5 protein-coding genes are annotated in these 5,429 nt (G+C 42.7%); 3 read left to right on the top strand and 2 right to left on the bottom strand.

The annotated features are described in order from the left end of the window. Positions 1-53: 53 nt before the first annotated feature. Both lepA and ADG03_RS01165 read right to left on the bottom strand, forming a co-directional pair. Positions 54-1,880 (bottom strand): translation elongation factor 4, encoded by a 1,827-nt coding sequence (lepA, locus tag ADG03_RS01160; RefSeq protein ID WP_009731117.1) that lies wholly within the window; start codon positions 1,878-1,880, stop codon positions 54-56. A gap of 66 nt (positions 1,881-1,946) precedes the next feature. After that, the gene (locus ADG03_RS01165; protein WP_049471821.1) at positions 1,947-2,384 is read right to left on the bottom strand and encodes a GNAT family N-acetyltransferase; all 438 of its coding nucleotides are present in this window, start codon (positions 2,382-2,384) and stop codon (positions 1,947-1,949) included. Between the two features lie 195 nt (positions 2,385-2,579). Here ADG03_RS01165 and ADG03_RS01170 point away from each other — a divergent pair, with 195 nt between their 5' ends. From ADG03_RS01170 to pepT, 3 genes are read left to right on the top strand one after another with little or no spacing between them, the layout of a single operon-like run. Then, on the top strand, positions 2,580-3,335 hold the full coding sequence (locus tag ADG03_RS01170) for a LexA family transcriptional regulator (protein WP_049471822.1): 756 nt from the start codon (positions 2,580-2,582) through the stop codon (positions 3,333-3,335). Further along, a complete protein-coding gene (locus ADG03_RS01175; protein ID WP_049471823.1) occupies positions 3,332-4,153 on the top strand; it encodes a Cof-type HAD-IIB family hydrolase in 822 nt (273 codons plus the stop codon). The genes ADG03_RS01170 and ADG03_RS01175 overlap by 4 nt, the downstream gene beginning before the upstream one ends. A 2-nt stretch (positions 4,154-4,155) precedes the next feature. Next, a complete protein-coding gene (gene pepT / locus ADG03_RS01180) occupies positions 4,156-5,376 on the top strand; it encodes a peptidase T (protein ID WP_003011473.1) in 1,221 nt (406 codons plus the stop codon). Positions 5,377-5,429: the final 53 nt, after the last annotated feature.

The following is a 5,429-nucleotide window of genomic DNA, read 5'->3' on the forward strand; positions in this document are numbered from 1 at the left end:
ACGACGAAATCGAATTCTAACGAATTACCGATTTCTGTCCCACTCTCTAATTGTTATTCTTCATCCATTGACAAGACAGATAAGAAGGCTTCCTGTGGTACTTCTACAGATCCAATCGCTTTCATCCGTTTCTTACCAGCTTTTTGTTTTTCAAGAAGCTTGCGTTTCCGTGAGACGTCCCCACCATAACACTTGGCCAAGACGTTCTTACGAAGGGCCTTGATATCTGTACGGGCTACGATCTTATGACCGATCGCTGCTTGGATAGGCACTTCAAACTGTTGACGAGGGATAATCTTCTTTAGCTTCTCAACGATCAACTTACCACGTTCATAGGCAAAGTCCTTGTGAACGATAAAGCTGAGGGCATCGACGGTATCGCCATTGAGAAGGATATCCATTTTAACCAATTTAGATGGACGGTATTCAGACAACTCATAGTCAAAGCTCGCATAGCCACGAGTAGAGGATTTCAATTTATCAAAGAAATCAAAGACAATTTCCGCAAGTGGGATTTGATAGATGACATTCACCCGATTTTCATCGATGTAGTCCATGGTCACAAAATCACCGCGTTTCCGTTGGGCCAGTTCCATCACAGCCCCGACAAACTCTTGTGGCACCATGATTTGGGCTTTGACATACGGTTCTTCGATCGAAGCGATCTTGGTTGGATCTGGAAACTCAGAAGGGTTTGAGACATCCAGTGCTTCTCCGTCTGTCAAATTAACCTTGTAAATAACAGACGGTGCTGTCATGATCAAGTCAATGTTGAACTCACGCTCCAAGCGTTCCTGGATAACGTCCATATGAAGGAGACCCAAGAAACCACAACGGAAACCAAAACCAAGGGCTTGAGACGTTTCGGGCTCAAATTGAAGACTGGCATCATTCAATTGCAATTTTTCTAAAGCTTCCCGAAGATCATTGTATTTGTTGGATTCAATCGGGTAAAGACCAGCAAAGACCATTGGATTCATTTGCTTGTATCCATGTAGTGGCTCACTTGCTGGATTGGTCGCTAGGGTCACCGTATCCCCGACACGGGTATCCGCAACGGTCTTGATAGAGGCCGCAATATAGCCAACGTCTCCAGTCGCAAGGAAATCACGTCCAACTGCTTTAGGAGTAAAGATCCCAACTTCTGTGACATCAAAGGTCTTACCATTGCTCATGAGTTGGATCTTATCGCCTGGTTTAACCATTCCATTGACCACACGGACCTGAAGGATTACCCCACGATAGGCATCATATACAGAGTCAAAGATCAAGGCTTGAAGAGGGGCTTCAACATCACCCGTCGGTGCTGGAACTTTCTCAACGATCTGCTCCAAAATCTCTTCAATCCCAATACCAGCTTTGGCAGAGGCTAGGACAGCTTCACTAGCATCCAACCCGATGACATCTTCTACTTCTGTGCGCACACGTTCTGGATCTGCAGCTGGCAAGTCGATTTTATTGATAACTGGCAGGATTTCCAAATCATTGTCCAGTGCTAAGTAAACGTTGGCTAGAGTCTGGGCTTCAATCCCTTGAGCGGCATCCACTACAAGAATGGCTCCCTCACAGGCAGCAAGTGACCGCGAAACCTCATAGGTAAAGTCCACGTGTCCTGGTGTGTCAATCAAGTGGAAGATATAGGTTTCCCCATCTTTAGCCGTGTAGTTCAATTCGATGGCATTAAGCTTGATGGTAATCCCACGTTCCCGCTCTAGGTCCATGCTATCTAGGAGTTGGGCTTGCATCTCCCGACTAGACACGGTTTCGGTTTTTTCTAAAATTCGATCGGCCAAGGTTGACTTTCCATGGTCAATATGGGCGATGATCGAGAAGTTCCGAATCTTCTCTTGTCGTTTTTTTAATTCTTCAAAATTTGGCATAATCATCTTCCTAGTAAATTTAATCGTACTCTTCATTATAACAAAAAAGATAGGCCTTTGCCTATCTTAATTCATTATTTTCAAAAATCGCTTCTGCGTTTTATTTCCCTCATAGCCAATGCGTTCGTAAAAGAGATGAGCTTCTTTTCGATGAGAGGCAGAATTTAAACGGATAAAAGCATAATGCTTGCTTTTGGCAAGATCTTCTACTCGCTCCATCAATCGGCGACCGATCCCACGTCCTTGAGCAGATGGAAAAACCGCTAGCCCCAAAATATTTAGACCAGCATCACTATAGAGACTTTCATAAACTTCTGCTTCCACATAACCAAGAATATGGCCTGTTTGGTCCTCTTCATAAACAAAGCAAAAATGACCCGAATCTGGCAGATTGAATTTTTCAATCTGAGCTGCCACTTTCTCCAGGGTCGAATCATACCCCAATGCTTGGTGACATAAATCTCTAATTTGACCTGCATCTTTGACTTGAACAGTACGAATCATAGCTCCACCTCCATGAACCCTTTGCTCTTATCTTAGATCTTTTTCCTCAAAAAGTAAAGGAATATCTGATAAAATTTAAAATGAAAATCCGATTTAGATCAAATTCATCTTTTTTCGCATTTATCAGGGATTTCTATTTACTTTTTCGATTTAATTCATTATAATAGTAAGGGTAAATACAAGGAGGTGAGTACGTTGGCCAGAGGTCGTGGAAAAGCAAGCCCTCAAGACAAAGAGGCATTACGGATTATATCGGAAAAGATCAGAGAATTACTGAAAGAACAAGGAAAAAAGCAGATCGAATTATCTCGTATTACTGGAATTCCTGCAAGTACCTTGACTGGATATGTAAAAGGAACTTCTCTTCCCGTTCCCGAAAATTTAGAGAAGATTGCAGTCTTTTTCCAGGTAGCAGTTGCTGATATTGACCCTCGATTGCGCAATGATTTTGTGGTCATTGATTCAGAGATTGAACGATTATATAAACAGCTCGATGAAGGAAATCAAGAAAATCTTCTCTCTTATGGAAAAAGTCTCTTGACCCATCAAAAAGAAAGACAGAAGATTGAAAAGCAATACCACTCTTATTCTGTCTATGATTCTTTTGCAGCTTACCAAAATAAGAAGCAAGCTGATATCGTCTGGTTTGATCAAAAGATTCCTTACGATTTGGCTTTTTGGATTCATACAGATTCCCTCGAGCCTAAATACGAAAAAGGGGCTGTTGTGTTAATCAAGCAAACCTATTATGATCAGGCAGGGGCTATTTATGCCATTGATTTTGATGGACAAACGTTGATCAAACGGGTATTTCGTGAGGCCAACGGTATTCGACTGGTTTCCCTCAATAAGAAATATAGTGATCAAATCATTCCACTAGATGAGGAACCTGGGGTGATTGGAAAAGTGATTGATGGCTTTGTTCCTCTTGATTTGGAGGAAATCAAATGATTAAATTAATTGCGATTGACTTGGACGGAACTCTTTTGCATGAGGATAAGACTCTATCTAAAGGCAATATTGAAGCTCTTCACCGAGCCCATGAAGCCGGCTATGACATTGTGATCTGTACTGGGCGCCCTTTAGCGGGTGTACGTCCTATCTTTGAAGAGATTGGACTACCTGATGGTAACTACTATATGATTATCAATAACGGGTGTACAACCTTGTCGACTAAGAATTGGGAAATCATTGGCAAGGAAGAATTGAGCCTTGAGGACATGCACCGGTTGCAAGTTTTGACGGAAGATACAGACGTTCAGCTAACCTTATTTGATATGGATCACTACCTAGTGGTCGCACCTGAAGCCAGTGAACTTGTCACGATGGATGCGGGCATTGTTAATTCTAAACCGACACTTGTCTCTGAAGAGGATCTGCCCAACCTTGTTCCTATTTTTCAAGCCATGTATGTAGGAGATCCTTCTGCTATTGATGGCTTCCAAGCTCAGCACGAGGCTGCATTAGAGGCCGATTTTAACACTGTTCGTTCACAGGATATCCTGTTTGAAATCCTGCCAAAAGGCGCGAGCAAGGCTTCTGCTCTTCAAGCATTAAGCCAAACATTAGGCTACAAGAAAGACCAGGTCATGGCTCTTGGAGATGCAAACAATGACCTTGAAATGCTACGTTTTGCTGGCTACAGCGTCGCTATGGGAAATGGCAATGCTGCTGTCAAGGAAATCGCAGACTTCATCACCTTGACTAATGATGAGGATGGCGTGGCCTATGCTATTCACAAATTAATTGAAACTGAAAAAGGAGAATGATCATGAAATACCAAAATTTGTTGGACCGTTTTATTACCTATGTAAAAGTTAACACACGTTCAGATGAAAATTCTACAACCACTCCAAGTACCCAATCACAAGTTGATTTTGCAACAAACGTCTTGATCCCTGAGATGAAACGCGTGGGCCTTCAAAACGTCTACTATTTACCAAACGGCTATGCTATTGGAACACTTCCAGCTAATGATCCAAGCTTTACACGCAAGATTGGATTTATCTCTCACATGGATACCGCTGACTTTAATGCCGAAAATGTCAATCCACAAATCGTTGAGAATTATGATGGGGGTGTCATTGCCCTTGGTGACTCTGGTTTCACACTCGATCCAGCTGATTTTGCTCATTTGAACAACTACAAGGGACAAACCTTGATCACGACGGACGGTACTACTCTTCTGGGTGCAGACGATAAGTCAGGTATCGCTGAAATCATGACAGCTATTGAATACCTAACAGCTCATCCTGAAATCAAACACGGAGAAATCCGTGTCGGCTTTGGTCCAGATGAAGAAATCGGAGTCGGGGCAGATCAATTTGATGCAGAGGATTTCGATGTAGACTTTGCCTATACTGTCGATGGTGGTCCTCTTGGAGAGCTTCAATACGAAACCTTCTCAGCAGCTGGGGCTGAAATCACCTTCAAAGGACGCAATGTCCACCCAGGTACAGCCAAAGGTCAAATGATCAACGCTCTTCAATTGGCCATTGATTTCCATAACAAACTCCCTGAAGGAGCACGTCCAGAATTAACCGAAGGATATGAAGGCTTCTACCACTTGATGAACATCGATGGAACTGTCGAGGAAGCAAGTGCCAGCTACATCATTCGGGACTTTGAAACTGAAAGTTTTGAAAAACGCAAAGACCTCATGAAATCTATTGCCGATCAGATGAATGCGGAACTCGGTAGTGAACGCGTTCTCCTCACCCTCAAAGACCAGTACTATAACATGAAGCAAGTGATTGAAAAAGATATGACACCGATTACCCTAGCTAAGGAAGTCATGGAAGATCTTGGAATCACTCCAATCATTGAACCGATCCGCGGTGGTACAGATGGATCTAAAATTTCCTTTATGGGGATTCCAACACCAAATATCTTTGCCGGTGGTGAAAATATGCATGGTCGCTTTGAATACGTTAGCCTCCAAACCATGGAACGCGCAGTTGATACCATTATCGGTATTGTGACCAAAAAATAAGAAACAAAAAGAGGCTGGGACAAAAGTCCTAGCCTCTCAATTATTTTTGGATT

The sequence above is a fragment of the Streptococcus parasanguinis genome (genome assembly GCF_001069785.1).
GTDB lineage: Bacteria > Bacillota > Bacilli > Lactobacillales > Streptococcaceae > Streptococcus > Streptococcus parasanguinis_T.

Bases quoted from the DNA above. Each gene is read 5' to 3' on its own strand.
- ADG03_RS01165 (WP_049471821.1), bottom strand. From the start codon at position 2,384: ATGATTCGTACTGTTCAAGTCAAAGATGCAGGTCAAATTAGAGATTTA.
- lepA (WP_009731117.1), bottom strand. From the start codon at position 1,880: ATGCCAAATTTTGAAGAATTAAAAAAACGACAAGAGAAGATTCGGAAC.
- pepT (WP_003011473.1), top strand. From the start codon at position 4,156: ATGAAATACCAAAATTTGTTGGACCGTTTTATTACCTATGTAAAAGTT.
- ADG03_RS01175 (WP_049471823.1), top strand. From the start codon at position 3,332: ATGATTAAATTAATTGCGATTGACTTGGACGGAACTCTTTTGCATGAG.